The organism is Pseudochryseolinea flava, from assembly GCF_003286915.1.
Taxonomy (GTDB): domain Bacteria; phylum Bacteroidota; class Bacteroidia; order Cytophagales; family Cyclobacteriaceae; genus Ohtaekwangia; species Ohtaekwangia flava.
Genome location: NZ_QMFY01000003.1, coordinates 186,394 through 205,640, shown reverse-complemented (window position 1 = coordinate 205,640; position 19,247 = coordinate 186,394). Strand labels below are relative to the sequence as shown.

General features: G+C 44.0%; 20 protein-coding genes. 12 read left to right on the top strand and 8 right to left on the bottom strand.

The features are described 5' to 3' along the window. Positions 1-3: 3 nt before the first annotated feature. The 4 genes from rpmF to pdxA all read right to left on the bottom strand — a co-directional run bounded on the left by rpmF (position 4) and on the right by pdxA (position 2,396). A complete protein-coding gene (gene rpmF, locus DQQ10_RS08490) occupies positions 4-195 on the bottom strand; it encodes a 50S ribosomal protein L32 (protein ID WP_112746424.1) in 192 nt (63 codons plus the stop codon). A 13-nt stretch (positions 196-208) separates the two neighbouring features. Further along, positions 209-733, bottom strand: a complete 525-nt coding sequence (locus DQQ10_RS08485; protein WP_245970329.1) for a YceD family protein — start codon at positions 731-733, stop codon at positions 209-211. 151 nt (positions 734-884) lie between these two features. Beyond that, positions 885-1,307 (bottom strand): TerB family tellurite resistance protein, encoded by a 423-nt coding sequence (locus DQQ10_RS08480; protein WP_133259582.1) that lies wholly within the window; start codon positions 1,305-1,307, stop codon positions 885-887. A gap of 69 nt (positions 1,308-1,376) precedes the next feature. Next, positions 1,377-2,396, bottom strand: a complete 1,020-nt coding sequence (gene pdxA, locus DQQ10_RS08475) for a 4-hydroxythreonine-4-phosphate dehydrogenase PdxA (RefSeq protein WP_112746421.1) — start codon at positions 2,394-2,396, stop codon at positions 1,377-1,379. Positions 2,397-2,553: 157 nt separating this feature from the next. Between pdxA and rsmA the strand changes: the two genes are divergently transcribed. From rsmA to DQQ10_RS08440, 7 genes are all read left to right on the top strand, one after another. Beyond that, complete coding sequence (gene rsmA / locus DQQ10_RS08470; RefSeq protein WP_112746420.1) at positions 2,554-3,360, top strand: 16S rRNA (adenine(1518)-N(6)/adenine(1519)-N(6))-dimethyltransferase RsmA; 807 nt, start codon at positions 2,554-2,556, stop codon at positions 3,358-3,360. Next, complete coding sequence (gene mgtE, locus DQQ10_RS08465) at positions 3,344-4,699, top strand: magnesium transporter (RefSeq protein WP_112746419.1); 1,356 nt, start codon at positions 3,344-3,346, stop codon at positions 4,697-4,699. The genes rsmA and mgtE overlap by 17 nt, the downstream gene beginning before the upstream one ends. A 4-nt stretch (positions 4,700-4,703) precedes the next feature. Further along, positions 4,704-5,639, top strand: coding sequence for an NAD(P)-dependent oxidoreductase (locus tag DQQ10_RS08460; RefSeq protein ID WP_112746418.1), 936 nt, complete (start codon positions 4,704-4,706; stop codon positions 5,637-5,639). 49 nt (positions 5,640-5,688) lie between these two features. After that, positions 5,689-6,534, top strand: a complete 846-nt coding sequence (locus DQQ10_RS08455; RefSeq protein WP_112746417.1) for a pentapeptide repeat-containing protein — start codon at positions 5,689-5,691, stop codon at positions 6,532-6,534. 133 nt (positions 6,535-6,667) lie between these two features. Then, positions 6,668-7,144: a transcription elongation factor GreA gene (gene greA, locus DQQ10_RS08450; protein ID WP_112746637.1), complete on the top strand. Its 477-nt coding sequence runs from the start codon at positions 6,668-6,670 to the stop codon at positions 7,142-7,144. A 21-nt stretch (positions 7,145-7,165) separates the two neighbouring features. Then, positions 7,166-7,564 (top strand): HIT family protein, encoded by a 399-nt coding sequence (locus DQQ10_RS08445; RefSeq protein WP_112746416.1) that lies wholly within the window; start codon positions 7,166-7,168, stop codon positions 7,562-7,564. Between the two features lie 42 nt (positions 7,565-7,606). Next, on the top strand, positions 7,607-7,948 hold the full coding sequence (locus DQQ10_RS08440; RefSeq protein ID WP_112746415.1) for a hypothetical protein: 342 nt from the start codon (positions 7,607-7,609) through the stop codon (positions 7,946-7,948). A 45-nt stretch (positions 7,949-7,993) separates the two neighbouring features. On the opposite strand, the gene DQQ10_RS08435 is transcribed toward DQQ10_RS08440, so the two are convergent. The 3 genes from DQQ10_RS08435 to DQQ10_RS08425 all read right to left on the bottom strand — a co-directional run bounded on the left by DQQ10_RS08435 (position 7,994) and on the right by DQQ10_RS08425 (position 11,036). Further along, positions 7,994-9,052 carry an NAD(P)H-dependent glycerol-3-phosphate dehydrogenase gene (locus DQQ10_RS08435; RefSeq protein WP_112746414.1) on the bottom strand — a complete coding sequence of 353 codons (1,059 nt, stop codon included), beginning with the start codon at positions 9,050-9,052 and terminating at the stop codon, positions 7,994-7,996. After that, positions 9,030-10,724, bottom strand: a complete 1,695-nt coding sequence (locus DQQ10_RS08430; protein ID WP_112746413.1) for a 1-acyl-sn-glycerol-3-phosphate acyltransferase — start codon at positions 10,722-10,724, stop codon at positions 9,030-9,032. The genes DQQ10_RS08435 and DQQ10_RS08430 overlap by 23 nt, the downstream gene beginning before the upstream one ends. A gap of 72 nt (positions 10,725-10,796) precedes the next feature. Beyond that, positions 10,797-11,036: a hypothetical protein gene (locus DQQ10_RS08425; RefSeq protein WP_112746412.1), complete on the bottom strand. Its 240-nt coding sequence runs from the start codon at positions 11,034-11,036 to the stop codon at positions 10,797-10,799. Positions 11,037-11,554: 518 nt separating this feature from the next. On the opposite strand from DQQ10_RS08425, the gene DQQ10_RS08415 reads away from it, so the two are divergent. Genes DQQ10_RS08415 through fabD form a run of 3 tightly spaced genes read left to right on the top strand, consistent with a single transcriptional unit; the run spans position 11,555 to position 15,832 of the window. Next, complete coding sequence (locus tag DQQ10_RS08415; protein ID WP_165823858.1) at positions 11,555-14,512, top strand: T9SS type B sorting domain-containing protein; 2,958 nt, start codon at positions 11,555-11,557, stop codon at positions 14,510-14,512. Then, entirely contained in the window at positions 14,502-14,909 is a 408-nt protein-coding gene (locus DQQ10_RS08410) for a thiol-disulfide oxidoreductase DCC family protein (RefSeq protein ID WP_112746409.1), read from the top strand. Before DQQ10_RS08415 ends, DQQ10_RS08410 begins: the two co-directional genes overlap by 11 nt. Positions 14,910-14,959: 50 nt before the next feature. After that, positions 14,960-15,832, top strand: coding sequence for an ACP S-malonyltransferase (fabD, locus tag DQQ10_RS08405; protein WP_112746408.1), 873 nt, complete (start codon positions 14,960-14,962; stop codon positions 15,830-15,832). Here fabD and folK read toward each other — a convergent pair. Then, positions 15,829-16,332 (bottom strand): 2-amino-4-hydroxy-6-hydroxymethyldihydropteridine diphosphokinase, encoded by a 504-nt coding sequence (folK, locus tag DQQ10_RS08400; protein WP_221409699.1) that lies wholly within the window; start codon positions 16,330-16,332, stop codon positions 15,829-15,831. The two genes, fabD and folK, sit on opposite strands and share 4 nt — an antisense overlap. A 63-nt stretch (positions 16,333-16,395) precedes the next feature. Between folK and sppA the strand changes: the two genes are divergently transcribed. Both sppA and bioB read left to right on the top strand, forming a co-directional pair. Next, positions 16,396-18,153: a signal peptide peptidase SppA gene (gene sppA, locus DQQ10_RS08395; RefSeq protein WP_112746407.1), complete on the top strand. Its 1,758-nt coding sequence runs from the start codon at positions 16,396-16,398 to the stop codon at positions 18,151-18,153. A gap of 20 nt (positions 18,154-18,173) precedes the next feature. Further along, positions 18,174-19,160, top strand: a complete 987-nt coding sequence (gene bioB, locus DQQ10_RS08390) for a biotin synthase BioB (RefSeq protein ID WP_112746406.1) — start codon at positions 18,174-18,176, stop codon at positions 19,158-19,160. The last annotated feature ends 87 nt before the right edge of the window (positions 19,161-19,247 follow it).

Genomic DNA, 19,247 nt, shown 5'->3' with positions numbered 1-19,247 from the left:
CAATTAAGCCAGAACTTCTTTTTCCATCACAACTTTACCATTGAAGTAAAGTTTGCCTTCGTGCCAGAAAGCGCGGTGTGGCAAGTGATGTTCTCCGGTTGTTGGACACACAGTTAATTGTTTGGCAGAAGCCTTATAGTGTGTTCTTCTTTTATCTCTCCGGGTTTTCGAGGTTTTTCGCTTCGGATTTGGCATAGTCTAAAACAGTTTATTTTAATTTTTTCAAAATATTCCAACGAGGATCTATTTCTTCTTCTTTCTTTTCTTGATTCGGATCTTCCGAGGTGTAAACAATCTTGCCTTCCTCGTGCTCATCCTCATCTTCACTTTCCTGTTGAAATTTTGGATGTAATCTCTTCATGGGCAGCGCCAGCACAATAAATTCATACATGTATTGTCCTAACTCCAACACCGCCGTATCGCGATTGATCATGACAATCTCGTCGCTTAACTCTTGGTCTACATCTCCAAACTTAAAAACCACCTTATGGCGATCTTCAACCGGATGCTCGAATTCTTCCAAACTGCGGTCGCACGTTAAATGTGCGGTGCCCTTAATATCAAAATCAGCTTCAATGAACGTTTCATGCTTGTCGAGTATAACATTGGCCACAAAGCTTCCTTTCGAAAGTACTTCAGACCCAAACTGACGAAAAAACTTCTCTTCCAATTCGAATTCGAACTGATGTTCTTTGTTCGCCAGTGCGATGATATTTACACCGTAAGCCCCCACAATATCAAAATGCCCCGAATCGAGGCGTTTTAAAATTAGTCGGCAAATTTATGATAATTAATGAGATTTTGCACCTGATCAGCGCAGAATTTGCCCGTGAGAACACTATCATCTGTTAGGTTAGTCGATTGAAATAAGGCTCTAATGCCCTTTAAACAAACTCTTTGAGGACAATTTCACGGATTTCGGCGCGGGATTTTTTCTCGTAATTTTCTATGAAATAGTCAATTACGCTCTTCTTAAAGCCCAACTTGATCGCAATGTTCTTGCTAAAGATGATTTCACTCTCGAATACATTTTGGTCGATAAACACCAATTCCATGGTTGACATCAAGTAGTCAAATTTCTGGTCTGCCGACAATGCACCCAACGAGTCGATTGGCTCTGGGTTTCGGATTAACTCCATCACATCAGCTTCTGGAAATTTCCGTTCGCGCGCAATTTTGAAAATGAGCTCTCTCTCGATCTTGGCAAAGTGCTTATCTGCCTCCGCTAACTGTATAAGTATATTCAGTTGTTTCTTCGTAACAATATCCATTGCAACCGTTGCTTGAAAAAGGGAAAAGAATGGCAAATATAATGATTAAACATTTTCTCAGCCAGAACTCGGGTTGAACGGCAGAATTGACCTCCTTAACGAAGGTTATTTTTCTGTAGACTGTTCGGTCCGGTAGCGGAAAATCTCCATTGCCCTGTAAACGGCCTCCCGTGTCGAGGTCTCGTCAGCCTGATTTTTCCCAGCTAAGCCATAGCCAGTGCCATGATCCGGTGATGTTCTAACGATCGGAAGACCAGCTGTAAAATTAACGCCGTTTTCGAAAGCAATTGCTTTGAACGGTACGAGCCCCTGATCGTGATACATGGCGAGCACGCCATCGTATTTTGCATAACTACCTGTACCAAAAAATCCATCTGCCGGAAAAGGACCATAAACGAGCTTGCCTTTGTTTTTCTGCTCGGCAATCAAAGGCTTAATGATCTGTTCCTCCTCGGTGCCGAGTAATCCGTTGTCGCCAGCATGCGGATTTAATCCAAGAATAGCGATGCGTGGTTTAACAACGCCAAAGTCTTTCCGAAGCGAATGCTCCATCAACTTTAACTTCGATTCTATCTTCTCTTTCGTGATCGTACCGGCGATATCTTTTACGGCAATATGTTCTGTCACTAGCGCAACGCGAAGTTTGTCGCTAACCATAAACATCAAGCTGTCTTTTTCACCAAAGAAATCAGTTAAGAACTCAGTGTGTCCTTTGAAAGGGAACTCGTCACTATGGATAGTTTGCTTATCGATCGGTGCTGTTACCAGTGCGTCGAGCAATCCTTCTTTTAAATCTGTACTGGCTTGTTTGAGTGCAATAAGGGCAGCTTTTCCGGCGTCGCGTGACGCTTTACCCGGCGTGATCTCCATATTTTCCTCCCAGCAATTCACGACGTTCACACTCTTTGCCGCCAGTTGCCCCTTGGTGCGTACCTGCGTGTAATTGAATTCTTCGATGTTAAGCTGCTTCTTGTAGAATGAAATCGCTTTCGCTGATCCATAGATCACAGGCGTGATCAAGTTCAATATACGATTGTCGGCAAGCGTTTTAATAACGACTTCAGGACCTACTCCGTTTGGATCTCCTAGGGTAATGCCTATCCTTGGTTTATTCGGATGATTCATGCTTCATGGTTACAATACTCTGCGAGTTAACGAACACGGAAGTAAGATGCAAGCACTCTCCACGGATTGACTGAAAGTCCAAAGTGAGGCAGCCTTTTGAACGTCTTTCGTATTGTTCGATTTTCGGACTCCGGACTTTCAGACTACTTTTGCATTTATGCGCGTAGAAAAATCGGATAAAGTAAGGCCTAAGAAGTTCCTCGGACAACACTTTTTGCACGATCAGAGTATTGCAAAAAAAATTGTTGACGGACTACAATTGGCGGAGGGGAGTAATGAAGTCTTAGAAATAGGTCCAGGGATGGGGGTACTCACGAAATTTTTGGCGGAGGCGAATGATGTTGATTTGAAGTTGATTGAAATTGACCGTGAATCGGTAGTCTATTTAAAGCAACATTATCCTTTACTGCGCGAACGTATTATCGAGGGCGATTTTTTGAAGCTCGACCTCACCACCGTATTTGGTGGTCATTTTTCGGTGATCGGAAATTTTCCCTACAATATTTCTTCGCAGATTTTCTTTCGCGTACTCGATCATCGTCATCAGGTAGATCAAGTTGTATGCATGCTGCAGAAAGAAGTAGCAGACCGTATCGCAGCGAAGCATGGCAATAAAACGTATGGCATTTTAAGCGTGCTTCTCCAGGCATACTATCACATCGACATGCTTTTCAAAGTATCGCCAGGGGTATTTACGCCACCACCAAAAGTAATGTCGGCGGTGATACGATTGAGAAGAAATAACGTACAGTCACTTCCTTGCGATGAAATACTTTTTGTTCAGGTAGTGAAGCAAGGGTTCAATAACCGTCGCAAGACCTTGCGCAACGCACTAAAAAATCTAAATTTGGCTACCGTAGTCACATCGCTGCCGCTACTGGATAAACGTGCGGAGCAACTCAGCGTTGATGACTTCATTTTCCTTACCCAAAAAATAGAAGACAGTCGTGGAGCAATTGGTTGAATTTGAGTTGACGAAAGAATTCCGCGATCGCTTCCAGCAAGCCCTGGATGAACGTGACCAGAATTTCATTCAGCAGTCGCTCATCGATGTAAAGCCTGCGGATATCACGAGTCTCTTATATGAGTTCAACGCAGTAGAATCGAAGTATGTCATGGACTTGCTTCCCATTGAAGTGCAATCTGAAGTAATTCGAGATCTTGATCCTGATACGCGCAAGCGGAATATCAAAATATATCAATTGCCGGAGGTTGTGCAGTTGCTCAATCAACTTGCATCTGATGATGCGGCAGACATTTTACACGAGCTTCCCGTAAAAGATCGCGAGATCGTACTGGGCGGACTCGAGCAAGAATTACGCATTCAAGTAACCGAACTTTTACGTTACGAAGAGAATGTTGCAGGTGGGTTGATGGCGAAGGAATTGATTAAAGCGAGAATCAATTGGACTGTCGTTGAATGTGTGGAGGAAATTAGAAAGCAGGCCGAGAATGTGTCGAAGTTTTACCAAGTATACGTAGTTGATGCGACAGACATGCTTCTGGGTAAAGTTGCGTTACAAGATCTCATTATTTCAGATGCGAAGAAAATTGTAGCCGATATTTACGAGAAAGATATCGTCAGTGTTGAAACGTACATGGAAGATTGGGAGGTAGCCGAGGTGATGAAAAAATACGATCTCGAATCTGTTCCCGTCGTGAATGTACATGGACAACTTGTGGGGCGCATTACCATCGATGACGTTGTTGATGTGATCACGGAACAAGCCGATGAAGAACGTCAGATGATGGCGGGTATTACAGAGAACGTAGAAGAAGACGATAGCGTTTGGCGAAATACACGTGCGCGTCTTCCGTGGTTGTTGATCGGTATTGCGGGCGGGCTTATGAATGCAAAGTTCATGGGGCTTTTTGAAAATGAATTAGCACGTGTCACAGCGATTGCATTTTTTACACCGCTCATTCAAGCAACAGGCGGAAATGTAGGAATACAATCGTCGTCATTGATCGTACAGAGCTTAGCAAATCCCGACTTCGTCGATGATGGATTATGGAAGCGTTTGGTAAAAGTTTTTTTTGTAGCCATTCTTAATGGATTATTCCTCTCCGTGTTGGTTTTTGTGGCCAATGTATTTTTGTTCAAAGAGTATGAGCTTTCAACGGTGGTATCATTAGCGCTGTTCAGTGTTGTCGTGTTCGCTTCATTTATTGGCACGATCACGCCTTTGGTATTGAACCGTTATGGATTTAATCCCGCGTTAGCCGCAGGTCCATTCATTACAACCATAAACGACCTATTGGGATTAACCCTATATTTCTTCACCATTCATTTGATGCTTTAATGTCATGCGCTGTCTGATTGTCGATACAATGCACGAGAGTATATTCTCGCTACTACAAGAAATTCAATGGGAGTATGATTATCAACCAACAATAACGCGAGACGAGATAAAAACGATACACCGTGGCTACGATGGTTTGATCATTCGAAGTAAGACCCATGTTGATCGTGATCTTCTTGGTGAGAATCCAACGTTTAAGTTTATCGCCAGGGCAGGCGCTGGTATTGACAATCTTGATGTTTCTTATCTCCAAGAAAAACGAATTGCCATCCTGCATGCATCAGAAGGCAACCGTGATGCTGTAGCTGAGTATGCATTAGGCGCACTGCTTAGTGTGATGCGGCACATACCGCGTGCGAATGCCGAAGTGAGGGAGAAAGTTTGGCTGCGCGAAGAAAATAGGGGTGAGGAGATTATGGGAAAGACTGTGGGCATCATTGGTTATGGGAACATGGGCTCATCGTTTGCGCGGAGACTGTCAGGATTTGGATGTAATGTTTTGGCTTACGATAAGTACAAAACCGATTACGCAGATGCATTTTGCAAGGCCGCGTCGATGGACGATCTCTTTCGTGAAAGTGATGTTTTGAGTCTCCATATCCCGCTTACCGCTGAGACACGTGGGATGGTTAACACTTCATTTTTGAACCGATTTCAGAAATCTATCATATTGATCAACACAGCACGGGGTGAAATTTTACCGTTACATGAAATTGCATCGGCAGTAGAATCCAAGAAGGTGCGCGCAGCCGTGTTGGATGTGCTCGAAAATGAAAAACTACATACACTATCGGAACAACAGGCGCAAGCTTTTTATGTTCTCAAACAAAAATCTAATGTAATATTAACCCCACACATTGCTGGGTGGACGTTTGAGTCGCACGTAAAAATTAATGTAGCTTTGGTGGATAAAATCAAAGCTCTTTCGCTGGCGCTTTAATTTGAAAATGCTAATTTAAAGTAGTTTGTAGTTAACTGGATTTCACCTCATGGGCTTTTTCGACAAGCGTGCTAAAAAAATTGGAGAGGTTTTTAATTCTATTATAGAAAAACCTTTGCTCACATCGACGCTTGTGCTCATGCTTGTTACGGTCCTTGTGTTGGGACTAAGTTTCAAATATTACCTCCGCGATTTCGATACGTTTATTCAGCAAATTCTCGCGGAAGCTCACGGTATGATCTTCGATATTGCTGTGATTGGTATTCTTATATTCTGGCTTAATAAAAACGGAGAGACCCGTCAGCGCATTCGGACCTATAAAGATGAGATCGACGACTTTAGATTATGGGAATCAGAAGAAGCGGCCTTTCGTACGGTGGGTAATATTAAGCGTCTCAACCGACATAAAATTCATGAGATCAATTTGGTGAATTGTTATCTCCCAAGAACAAACTTGAACTATGTGAACTTAGCGGCGTCGAATATGAATTCTGCTAATATTTCACAATCGTCGTTGATCGAGTCAAACCTTGAGAACGCGCGACTTAATCAAACCAACTTTGAAAATTCTAATTTGAATCAAGCAAACTTGCAAAGTGCGTATGCGAGTGGTGCGAATTTTAAAGATGCATTCTTGATCAAAGCACAATTTGAGAATGCCTTTTTGATCAAAGCGAATTTTAGCAATGCATTTTTAATGGAGGCCAATCTGCAGAATTGTTATCTGATGGGTGCAGACTTTGAAAACGCGAGTCTTTACAAAGCAGATCTTCGTGGAGCGAAAGGATTGACCGTTGAACAACTGTCGAAAGTAAAGACCCTTTATCTAGCGAAATTCGACGATGAGATCCTCGAGCAAATTAGAACCGCGCTTCCGGAATTGGTCGGTGTTTGATCGGGTTCCGCGCTGGCTTGCGTGGAAAAAATAAATGATTACCTTTGCCATTAGCAACGGCTTCGGGAACGAGGCCGTTGTTCTTTTTTTTATTGCCCGAATAACATCGGCATCAAAACGAAACATTGAAAACATGAGTAAGAAAATTTCATACTACACGAAAGATGGGTTGGAAAAACTGAAAGGTGAATTGGCAGAGTTAAAGTCAAAAGGCCGTGCAGATATCGCTCGTCAAATTGCGGAGGCACGTGACAAAGGTGACCTTAGTGAGAACGCCGAGTATGATGCTGCGAAAGATGCGCAAGGTCATTTGGAAGCAAAGATCGCGCAGCTGGAAGACCTTGTGTCTAATGCTCGTTTATTAGATGAAACCAATATTGATACTTCGAAAGTCTCTATTCTTTCAAAGGTGACCATTAAGAACAAGAAGAATGGCGCTTCAGTAACGTATACACTCGTGTCTGAAGAAGAAGCTGATCTTAAAGCTGGCAAAATCTCGACTATGTCACCGATCGGTAAAGGTCTGCTTGGTAAAAAGAAGGGCGAGACCGCCATGATCAAAACACCGGCAGGTGAGATGGAATTCGAGATTGTAAATATTGGTCAATAGTTAATTTCAGATTCAATACCGATGGCTTCTATTTTTACACGCATCATAAACAGAGAAATTCCAGGCCATATTATCGCTGAAGACGATCACTATATCGCCTTTTTAGATATTACGCCTTTGGTGATGGGCCACACGCTTATCGTGCCTAAAAAAGAAGTCGATTATATTTTTGACCTGCAAGATGAGAAACTCGCAGGTCTAATGTTGTTTGCAAAACCTGTGGCGCATGCAATACAAGCGGCTATACCTTGTAAACGAATTGGTGTGTCGGTAATCGGTCTTGAAGTACCCCATACACATGTGCATTTGGTGCCTATGAATAGCGCGGATGATGTTAATTTTACCCGTGCAAAACTGCATCCCACCCAGGAACAATTAAAATTGGTAGCTGACCAGATTGTCGCTAAACTAAAAAAATAGAAACTCGTCCGGATTTCCTGACATTAACCTGTTCATCGTTGCATGAACGTTACCAACGATGTTACATTTACATTGTTGATCGTTGCCGGCATTACCGTAAACTTGCTAGAAGGTTTAAGACTTAACTTAATCGTTGTAATAAAAAAGTTGTGTTCAATGATGGATACTTGTCAACTCAAGCAAAAGCTCGATGAGCTTGAAGTGTCGTCTGATGCATATTCGCTGGATGGAACGCTTAGCCCTGATCGCATGATTCTCTTCTATGACTTTAAAGAATGGATTGTTCTATACGTCGACCAAGAAGGTGAGCGCAATAACGTGAAAACTTTTTCCTCGGAAAGTGAAGCGTGTGCGTACTTATATAATTACTATAAACTGCGATAGCGGTCGTTTATGTTTGTTCAAGGTTGACAGATCAATCGGAACGGACTATAGAAAATCGATGTCTACATTTAGCGGGTAGCGCATCAGGTAACTTAACGCGCGACTCATCGGCAAATCCTCGAAGAGTACGCGATACAAGGTATTCGTAATGGGAGCTCTCACCCCGTAATAGTCAGAACATTTTTTTGCAATCTTAATCGTGTTGATACCTTCCGCAACTTCATCAGTATTAGCAAGGATTTGATCGAGTTTCATGCCTTGTGCAAGGTTGTAGCCGACGGTGAAATTCCGACTCAACGAACTATTGCAAGTGGTTACCAAATCCCCAACACCGGCGATGCCAAGAAACGCAGTGGTATTACCGCCCAATGCACGACCGAGATAAACCATCTCCACCATCCCGCGACTAATCAAAAGGCCTTTCGCATTCTCCCCGTATCCTAAGCCTTTTAAGGCACCTGCGGCAATGGCGATGATGTTCTTCAAGACACCTGCGAGTTCAACGCCGGTCAAGTCGTTATTGCCGTAAACTTGGAAGCGATCGTTACGAAGTAATTTTTTACCTAAGCTGATCACCTCGTTAAAGTGACTGGCAACAACGGTCGCCGCGGGCTGTCCTGCAGCAAGTTCTTTCGAGAGATTCGGTCCTGCCAGGCAACCTACACGAACGACAACGCTCTCTTCCATGATCACCTCGCTGATCGTTTTAACATGATCACGGGTGAGTTTATCTACAGACTCGAGTGTCTGATCTGGTGGCAAAGTGATGTCAAAACCTTTTGTCCCATGAATCAAAATATGATAAGGGTGGAGGAACGGCGATAACTGTTTCATCATTGTGCGAAAATGCGCCGATGGAACGATTGGGAAAATCACCTCACATTGCTCCGCCACGCGACCAAGATCAGTGGTGGGTGTTATATTGGCGTGCATCGTATGGCCACGATTTTCTTTCGTTTCCAAAATGCGACGAATCACTTTTTCGTCACGGGCATACAGGAGTACATTCCGATGTTGCGCTACCAAATTGGCTACCGCACTACCGAAGTTTCCAGCACCGATTACGCCAACCGGCTTATCATCAGATAAACTTTTCAAGCTCATAGCCGACTAGCCTGTTGTGGTAGTAATACAATGTGTTAAAATCCTTCGTGATAATGTTGCCTTCTTTGTTCAACAACAATGGACGTTTCAAATGGAAAATGCCCACGTTCTCTAACCCGTGTCGAATTACCAAATCGATCTTGCCCTTCAGATGTGTAGCATAATAAACTTTGCCTTCATCTTTAAGTTGATAGATCTGCTTGCGAACGCGCTTACAAGTTGCACGGAATTCTTCATAATCCAACACCTGATCCTCCTCTGGTAAACGCAGCAATCCAAACAGGTCGAGCTTTGGATGTTTTTTCTGCCACATCTCAAAGGCGACAAATGCGACAAGGTGACTTGCAAAAACGCGGTTGATGCGATGATACTCGGCGACAATCTTTTGACTCAACATCCGTGTGTACTCGTCCTCACGTTGTTTGTCTATGGAGAGCTCGCCGCTACTCAGGAAATAATCTTTTGTGTCGATCACACGCCCTTGCGCATCCAAGCTATTTCCATCATCGTCAACATAATTTCCCATGATGTCCAGTCCGCGACCAATAGAGACCGAAATATTTGAACCTTTCGTAAAAAACTTGAATAGGAATTGCAGCAGCTGCCAGCTTCCGTATTTGTCTTGCTCCGGCAGATAACGGTCTTGCCCCTTCGCAGAGAGGTACTCGTCGATCAGGTCAGGTGCTTCCAGTACGAAGTGATAATTCAACGAAACAGGAACGATGAAAATTTTGCGCACCTCTTCGCCAGGTTTAGCGTCGAGGTACAGGTTGCGCTGCGCTTCGATTGTTGAATTGAGCAATCCCAACTTGAGCTGCTTTTCGATCATACCCGATCGTGAGCGTGTTCCACCTGGGAAGAATAGGCTATGCGCACCCTTTTGAATCGCTAAGGTGGAGTAGAGCTTGAGCGTCTCCAGGTATGGTACATTCTTCTTTCGACGATCTACTTTATACGCGCCAAGGCTGTTCATAAAGTAGGCGAAGATCTTGATGTTAAAAAGATTGAGCCCTGCGCCGTAGATAAATGCAGGCAATCCCAGGGAGTGGATGACCCATCCGATGAGTATGGAATCAAGATTACTGAAATGTGTAGGCACCATGATTACCGTGCCTTGTGAGGCCAGTTTTCGAAGGTGTTTCACCTTTCCGACGATGTGAATTTTATCGCGAAGCGTATAACGATTTCTAAAGATTGCACCGAACTTTTTTACACGTGCGCCATTCAGCAAACGACCGAACCAAAACTTAACAATCTCGCGGGTAAAGCGATAAGAAGTAGGTTTGAAATTTCCGGCAATTTCATTGGCATAGCGCGATACGATGCGAAGCAACAACTCATCGGCTTTCACTTGTGTTTCTTCTGGCGTTTTAGATGCCAGTGCAACCAGCTCTTCCTTGATGCCCGCCCAGAAACGCGGTTCATCTTCCGGGTCAACGCGCCAGCGGTTGCGTTTCATGCGTTGCTGTTCACGGTATACGGTAGCCTCGAGTTCGTCAATCACGTGTTTAGTGGTTGGACGAACCTCTTTGATCCGCTGAAAAGCTTTCATTGCTACTTCTTCAATGAACTCTTTGCGGTTCTTGCTCAACTGGTATACCGGCCAATCAGGAATGTCTTCCAAGATCGGCTTATACTTCTTGTTCTTATTTTTCTTTTCTACGACTTCCATCGGGGCTGCAAAATAATACAATTTCCAGCACAAGTTTAAGTTCTCGTGCCAGGTTGATCGATCGTATGGCTTTTACGTTCTGGAAACAGCCTGGTGGAGGCTTTTAGACATGTCGTCGAATCGGTTTAGGGCCTCTTGAACGAAGGCCTCATCCACCATCTGAATAACTTCCGACTCGCCCGTTACGTCAAATTGATTGATCTTAAAGGTTTGTTCAAGCATGCCATTCTCGATTTTAATCAAGTAACGGTTATTCCATGAAAAGATCGTGATCTTGCAAGCTGGATGAGGAATTTCACCGACGACACGCATGTGTTAAGGATTTGATATCGCGCAAAGATAGCCGTTCTGAATTACCGCTTATCTTCAACGTGCTGATTTAGCTGAGTTTTGACACTGTCAAGTTCCAGTTCGAGATTTTTGTACACCGTACTCTGATGTAGCTGATCAAATTTCATTTGGCGAATCAGTCTCTGGAGTTCAAGCTCACGTTTTTGTAATGAAGCTTTTAAGGCCTGGGAGTCAGGTTTCATGGTGACGGTAACTGCGGTTAGGATTTGGTGCCGCAAGATAGTTTACAATGTGGAATCAAAGCAGAAAAAAACAATCATTTTGATCAAATACATTCAACGCTTGCCGCTGTTGAATGGCATGCCTATTTAATCAGATCGTTAGACACAGCTTTACTAAAGAAAGTTGTATCTGATCGGAATAAAAATCTAAATCGTAGCGTTAGATAATTTTAACTTTCAGGTTGTTACGGAAGGTTATATATTGTACCCTTGATGTCGTTTCTTTGGTGTTGATTTGTAGGTCTTTACTTTATGCTTATGAAAGCGTCTCTTTACTTTCAAAAATTACTTCGCCAGTTAAGCCTTCTCTTGCTTTTCTTGTGCAGTTTACCGTTTGGCGTTTTCGCAACGCACATGCGCGCTGGTAATATCCTGCTAGAAAAGGTTATCCCAAATGATTGCAGTGACCGCCGATATAAGATTCGGATCATCGCCTACATCGATACGGAAAGCACTGTTCCCTTTGGCGGATCAACAAGCGATGTGCTGGCCATCTACGGAAGGTCGCATGAAGCCTTCATGATTCAGGTTCCTGAAATAAAAAGCACGAACGGTGACGGCACTCAGTTCTTCGAAATTATCGACGCCGATCGTCACATTGCGCGGGTCGAATTTGTTTACTTTCATGAGTTTCCGGGCAACGATGTCTATACGATCACTTTCACGGAGATCAATCGTAACGCGGGTATCTTGAACATGAGCCGCTCTGTCGATACACCTTTCTTTATTGAAACGAAAATTACCTTGGATAGCTATTTAGGATGTAGCACACCCGCGTTGATTGAAGTCCCTCCCGTGGATAGAGCATGCTCAGGGATCATGTGGACTCATACCCCAGGAGCGGTAGACTTGAAGGACAGCATTTCTTACGAACTCCAAATTCCAAAGTCAGGACCGCTAACGCTTGTTGGAAACTATGCATCACCTGAGCGGTCACAATTTTATTCTTCAATTGATTATAGCAAAGCCAATGAAAAACGTGACGGTTTCCCTACGTTCGTGATGGATCCACGTTCAGGTCTTATAACGTGGGATGCGCCTGGAAATACTGGGGAATACAATATTGCATTTCATATTATCGAATGGCGAAAGGTCGATAATGTATGGTATCGCATGGGATACGTCCGACGCGACATGCAAATCATCGTGGAAGATGGATGCGACCACAACCGTCCAGATTTAGAAGTGCCCCCCGATACGTGTGTGGTGGCCGGTACGCTTTTAAAAGAAACAATTTGGTATTGGGACCAATTTCTAGAACCACCAAAGCTGCCGGGCATTCTTAACCCCATTAACATCAAGGCATATTCACCAGTGTTTTTACGCGGTGCAACGACCATTCCGCATCACCAAAACGAAGACTATCTACCCGGTAAGGTGAAGCCCGGATATCCCATGGAATTTACTTGGCAAACGGAATGCGATGATGTACATGATCAACCTTTTTATGTCAACTTTAAAGTAACCGATCAAGGAGATCCTCAACTTGCTACTTTCAAAACGTGGAGGATTCGCGTTATAGGTCCCCCACCAAGATTCAATGATCGGACGCTGAATGTTTCGACCAGGACGGCTACGCTGAAATGGGATCCGTACGTTTGTCAAAACGCAGAAACCATGCAAGTGTGGCGTCGCGTCGACAGCGTGGGCTATACGGGAAGCGTTTGTGAAACTGGAATGCCGCCAGGGTTAGGGTACGAGTTAATTGGGACTGTTCCAATTAACCAATCAGCATATGTCGACAACAATAGCGGCAAAGGATTAGCGCCAGGCGCACAATATTGCTACCGTCTTGTCGCGATATTTCCCTCGTCATCAGGTGGAGGAGAAAGTATTGTTTCTTCTGACACCTGCTTGGCACCGTTCGTTACGAAGGACCCTATTATGACAAAAGTGTCGATCAGAAAAACTGATTTGGAAGACGGCATTATCGATGTGCAATGGCATAAACCACTGGATACTACAGTGCCACAGCCCTATAAATACGAAGTGTATCGAAGTGAAGGGTTTACCCGTGGAAACGATTCAACGTTGGTGGCTACTGTTGATGGGAGTATGAACGACGTAGAATCGATTACCGACAGTAATTTGAATACAGAAGAAAAAGTTTACAACTACTCGGTAACCTTATACAAAGATGGAAATCCAATAGGGTGGTCTCCAACGGCGTCAACAGTACGCTTGACCAATGAATCCGAACTTGGAAAAATTAATTTGTTCTGGTCCGCTACCGTGCCTTGGTCAAACTCAATTTCCGATGATGGTGCAGGCACCTATATGCACAAGATTTATCGCGGGGTAGAAGGTGCGACGGATGATGAGTTGGTAGAGATCGCCACGATTGATCCAACCGCTGCAGGTCTGTTCTTCTCTGATAATGGTCCGTTCGAGGCTAATAAAGACTACTGTTATCGCGTGGAAACTTTTGGTAGCTATGGTAATGATGATTTACCGACACCGCTTCCGAATTTCTCGCAGATGATTTGTACGGAGCCGGGTGACTCAATTCCACCGTGCGTTCCAGAGTTAACCGTCGAGCTGGCACCTTGCGAAGCTCTGATAGAAAGTGGCCAATTGTGTAATGCTAACAACGTCACGAATACAATCACTTGGGAAAAGCCAACAAGCGAAGATTGTGATGATATTCGTAAATATCATATTTGGGTTTCCAACACGAAAGGTGGGACCTACACCAAACGTTATACGGTGCCAGCCACGACAACAACATTCTCTGAAGATACACCAACATTCGCACGCTGTTACAGAATCCAAGCCGAGGATGATTCCAAAAACTTGAGCGAGCTCAGCAACGAAGTGTGTAACGACAACTGTCCGATGTATGTATTGCCAAACGTATTCACGCCGAATGGTGATGAATTGAATGATGTCTTCAGCGCATTCAATATCCGCAATTTGTGTAATGAAGATGATTGCAGTGATGTGCCTTTGAAACTTCGAAGAGACTGCGCGAGATTTGTGGAGGATGTCAAATTCACCGTATTTAACCGCTGGGGCCAACAAGTCTATACATATCAATCAGACACAGGCCCAGAGAATACGATCTATATCGACTGGGATGGAAAAGACAACTCGGGAAAGATGGTTGAACCGGGTGTATATTATTATGCAGCTGAGGTGAAATTTGTTACAGCAGATCCAGCGGCAAGTTTGAAGGTATATAAAAGCTGGGTGCAAGTTATTTATAATGCAAATTGATGATCATCCGGTAGTCTTGTTTGATGGTGTTTGCAATCTTTGCAACGGTGCAGTGCAATTCGTCATCAAGCGAGACCCCGATGGAATTTTTAAATTCGCCTCACTGCAATCAACGTATGCGAAAGAGCGCCTCGCTGAAGCTGGCGCGAACCCTGATCATCTTCATAGTGTAGCCGTACTATTGAAGGATAAAGTATATACGAAGAGTGATGCAGCCATCATGATCGCTAAGCATCTCCAAGGCCCTTGGCGTTTTTTTCGCTTGACACGCTTTGTTCCCCGTCCACTTCGAGATTTTGTGTACACACTTATCGCGAACAACCGGTACACATGGTTCGGTAAAAAAGATCAATGCATGATTCCTACACCAGCTACGAAGGCCCGTTTCCTCGCATAACGGAAACGCTCTTTTTTCATTACTTTTGCCGCCGATAAACAATTCACTTTATGAAAGCCTATGTATTTCCTGGCCAAGGAGCACAATTCACAGGAATGGGAAAAGACCTCTATGAGGCTAATCCCAAAACCAAAGCGTTGTTCGATTCGGCCAATCAGATCTTGGGATTTAATCTAACCGACATTATGTTCAATGGTTCTGTTGACGAACAAAAGCAAACCAAAGTAACGCAGCCCGCTATTTTTTTGCACTCGGTAGCGGTAGCGCTTTCTAGCGATAATTTTTCGCCCGATATGGTGGCGGGGCATTCGCTTGGAGAATTCTCTTCGCTTGTAGCCAATAAAACGCTCTCTTTTGAAGATGCCCTGCGTCTCGTTTCTAAACGCGCCCTGGCGATGCAAAAAGCCTGTGAAATTAATCCGTCAACAATGGCGGCCATTCTTGGTCTTGATGATAAAGTAGTTGAAGAGATCTGCGCATCAATCGATGAGGTCGTGGTTGCGGCAAACTACAATTGTCCAGGTCAATTGGTTATTTCTGGATCGATGAAAGGTATCGATATCGCTTGCGAAAAATTGAAAGCAGCAGGTGCCAAACGTGCATTGCCACTTCAGGTTGGCGGTGCATTTCACTCACCACTCATGGAGCCGGCGCGTGAAGAACTCGCTGCAGCAATTGAAGCCACGACTTTCAACAAACCAATTTGTCCAGTCTATCAAAACGTAAACGCACTGCCTTCAACAGACATCGCGGTCATTAAAGGAAACCTCATCGCACAACTTACCGCACCAGTACGCTGGACACAATCTGTTCAGAATATGGTGAAAGATGGCGCGACGCACTTCACAGAATGTGGACCAGGAAAAGTATTGCAAGGACTTGTGAAGAAGATTGCACCCGCAGCGGAAGTAGCCAGTCTCTAATCTTCAATAAATTTTGTAACAGCGAGTTGATCGGTACATGTGTCGAGCAGCTCGCTGATTTTTTTATGTGCTGTTGGATGCACATGATCGGCTGCGATTTCGGCAAAGGGAATGAGTACAAATTTGCGATTGGGAAGCTCAGGGTGTGGAATTACCAAATGTGCCGTTTTTAGTTCCACCTCGCGATAGAGGAGGATATCAATGTCGATGATACGCGCACCCCATTTACCCGTGCGAATTCTGCCCAAGCTTTTTTCAATACTATGCGTTTTTTCTAACAGCGCCCCGGGCGTGAGGTTTGTTTCAACTTCAATGACTTGATTCAAAAAATCAGGCTGGTCTGTAACACCCCAGGCAGCAGTGCTATAAATCGAAGAAGATCGCACGATCTTTCCTACTTGCTTCCGGATTTTCATGCACGCATCATGCAGGTTGGTAGACCGGTCACCCTGGTTAGAACCTAACGAAAGAAAAATCCCAGCTTTTTTGTAATTCTTCACCTTACAAACATACTTTTTTATTCGTATGGGTATTGCTTATTTTCGAACCTTAAATGCTATTATATGACTTTCGGTAAAAGCTTTTTTGCTTCTTTTCTGGCTTTTTTTGCGGCTATTTTCGTCCTGGGGGTAGTCTTCGTGTTTATGATTGTGGGGATTGTGGCCAGTTCTTCCAATAATCAAGTGGTGGTGCGCAAAAATTCTGTCCTTCATTTAAAACTCGATGCACAAATCACCGAGCTCGAAGTGAAAAATCCACTCGATGCTTTAACAGGTTCCGACGTTCCAAAAATTGGGTTATTAGAACTCAAAGAGGCTATCCGCCACGCCGAAACGGATGATAACATCAAAGGTATTTACCTGGATGTTTCTCATCCAATGGCAGGGTTCTCTACGATCGAAGAAATTCGTCAGTCACTTCTACATTTTCGCGAAAGCGGTAAATGGGTTGTCGCTTATAATGAAACCATGTCAGAAGGTGCGTATTATCTCGCTTCCGCTGCCGACAAAGTGTATCTCTATCCCGAAGGTGAGGTAGAGTTCAATGGCCTTTCTATCGAAATCGCTTTTTATAAACGATTGTTCGACAAACTTGAAATCAAACCTCAAGTTTTTCGCGTTGGAAAATTTAAAAGCGCCGTAGAGCCATTCTTCCTCGAACAGATGAGTGATGAAAACAGAACGCAGCTAACGGAACTATCGAATTCGCTCAATGACGTGATGCTGACAAAAATCGCGGAAGCAAGAAAGATCGATAAAGCACAACTTAAAAAGATCTCCGATGGTATGCTTGTACGCAATGCAGCACAAGCAAAAGAGTACGGACTTGTAGACGATCTTTTTTATAGCGATCAATTTTTGGAAGAACTAAAAACAAGATTAGACACTGATGCTAAAAAAGTGAATCTTGTTACCTATACAAAATATAAGAAAAGTTTCATGTCGACATCTACTAGCGAAAATAAGATCGCGGTGATTGTCGCCGATGGAACAATTATGCCTGGCAAATCAGATGGCAAACAACTGCTGATTGGCGGAGAAACTTTTGTAGAGCAAATTCGCAAAGCGCGTGAGGACGATGATGTAAAAGCTATTGTGATGCGTGTGAATTCTCCTGGCGGTGAGTTTCGCGCTTCCGATATGATCTGGCGTGAAGTACAACTTGCATCTCAGGTTAAACCAGTTATTGCGTCGATGTCAGATTATGCTGCGTCCGGTGGTTATTACATCGCGATGGCAGCGGATACAATTGTCGCGCAACCACATACGATCACAGGATCGATTGGTATCTTTGGGGTGATGTTTGATATGAGCGGATTTCTGAGCGATAAGATCGGTGTTACTTTCGATGAAGTAAAGACAGGCGAGTTTGGTGAAATGTATACCGTAACGCGACCGCTAACCGATGCAGAAAAGAACTTTTGGCAACGCAGTCTCGATGCACATTATGAAACCTTTACGTCGAAGGCTGCTGATGGTCGAGGTGTAACACAAGATTCAATCAAAGCCGTTGCATCTGGTCGTGTATGGACCGGTGAGCAAGCTTTACAACATAAACTTGTCGATGTACTTGGTGGCTTTGATGATGCTGTACAAATTGCAGCGGATAGAGCAGGCGTGAGCGACTACAAAGTGAGATTTTATCCTGAGCAAGAATTATCACCCTTAGAAGAGATCATCACCGCCATCGGCGAAGATCAAGAAGATGCTGCGGTCCGCGCAAAGCTAGGTGCCTACTACACGTGGTACTTACAATTCCAAAAAGTAAAAACATATCAAGGTGCGCAGGCGCGCATGCCATTCGAGATTCAAATTCATTAAGATTTTATTTATCAATATCAATGACACAAATCCGCAATAATTGGACACGTGAAGAGATCACCGCGATCTTTAACAAACCTGTTCTTGAACTGATGTACGAGGCTGCTACGGTGCATCGCGAATTTCACGATCCGCAAGAAGTTCAGGTGTGTACGCTGCTTTCGGTGAAAACTGGTGGCTGTCCTGAAGACTGTGCGTATTGTCCACAAGCTGCGCGCTATCACACCAATGTGAAGGTGCATAAGCTGTTGGATGTCCAGGAAGTAATCGGGAAGGCTGTTGAAGCCAAAGAAAGTGGAAGCACGCGTTTTTGCATGGGCGCTGCATGGAGAGAAGTTCGCGATAACCGCGATTTCGACAACGTACTAGAAATGGTGAAAGGTGTGAGCAGCTTGGGTATGGAAGTTTGTTGTACACTCGGGATGCTTACCGATGAGCAAGCACGAAAACTGAAAGACGCTGGCTTATATGCTTACAATCATAACCTCGATACAAGCGAAGAATTTTACGGCGATATAATCTCCACAAGAACGTACGATGATCGTTTAGAGACACTCGAAAGTGTTCGGAAAGCAAAGATCTCTGTTTGCTCTGGTGGTATCATCGGTATGGGCGAGAAAGAAGATGACCGCATCGGCATGTTGCTCACACTGTCAACGTTGCCTGAACACCCTGAGTCAGTGCCTGTAAACGCATTGGTACCCGTAGAAGGAACACCGTTGGAGGAGCAACCGAAAGTATCGGTGTGGGAGATGGTGCGCATGATTGCTACAGCAAGGATCATCATGCCAAAAGCGATGGTGAGACTTTCTGCAGGACGCGTTCGTATGAACCTCGAAGAGCAAGCGCTTTGTTTTATGGCTGGTGCAAACAGTATTTTTGCAGGCGATAAACTGTTAACAACACCGAATCCAGGATACATCAAAGATCAAGAGATGTTTCAACAGCTTCAACTGAAACCACGCGAAGCTTACAAGAAAGAAGTTAGTATTCACACGATACATTAGTCATGAAAGGCCAGCCAATCGCTGGCTTTTTTTCTTAAAACAATTAACTCAGCAACACCTAATTTGAAACGTGAAGTTGTCATTAAT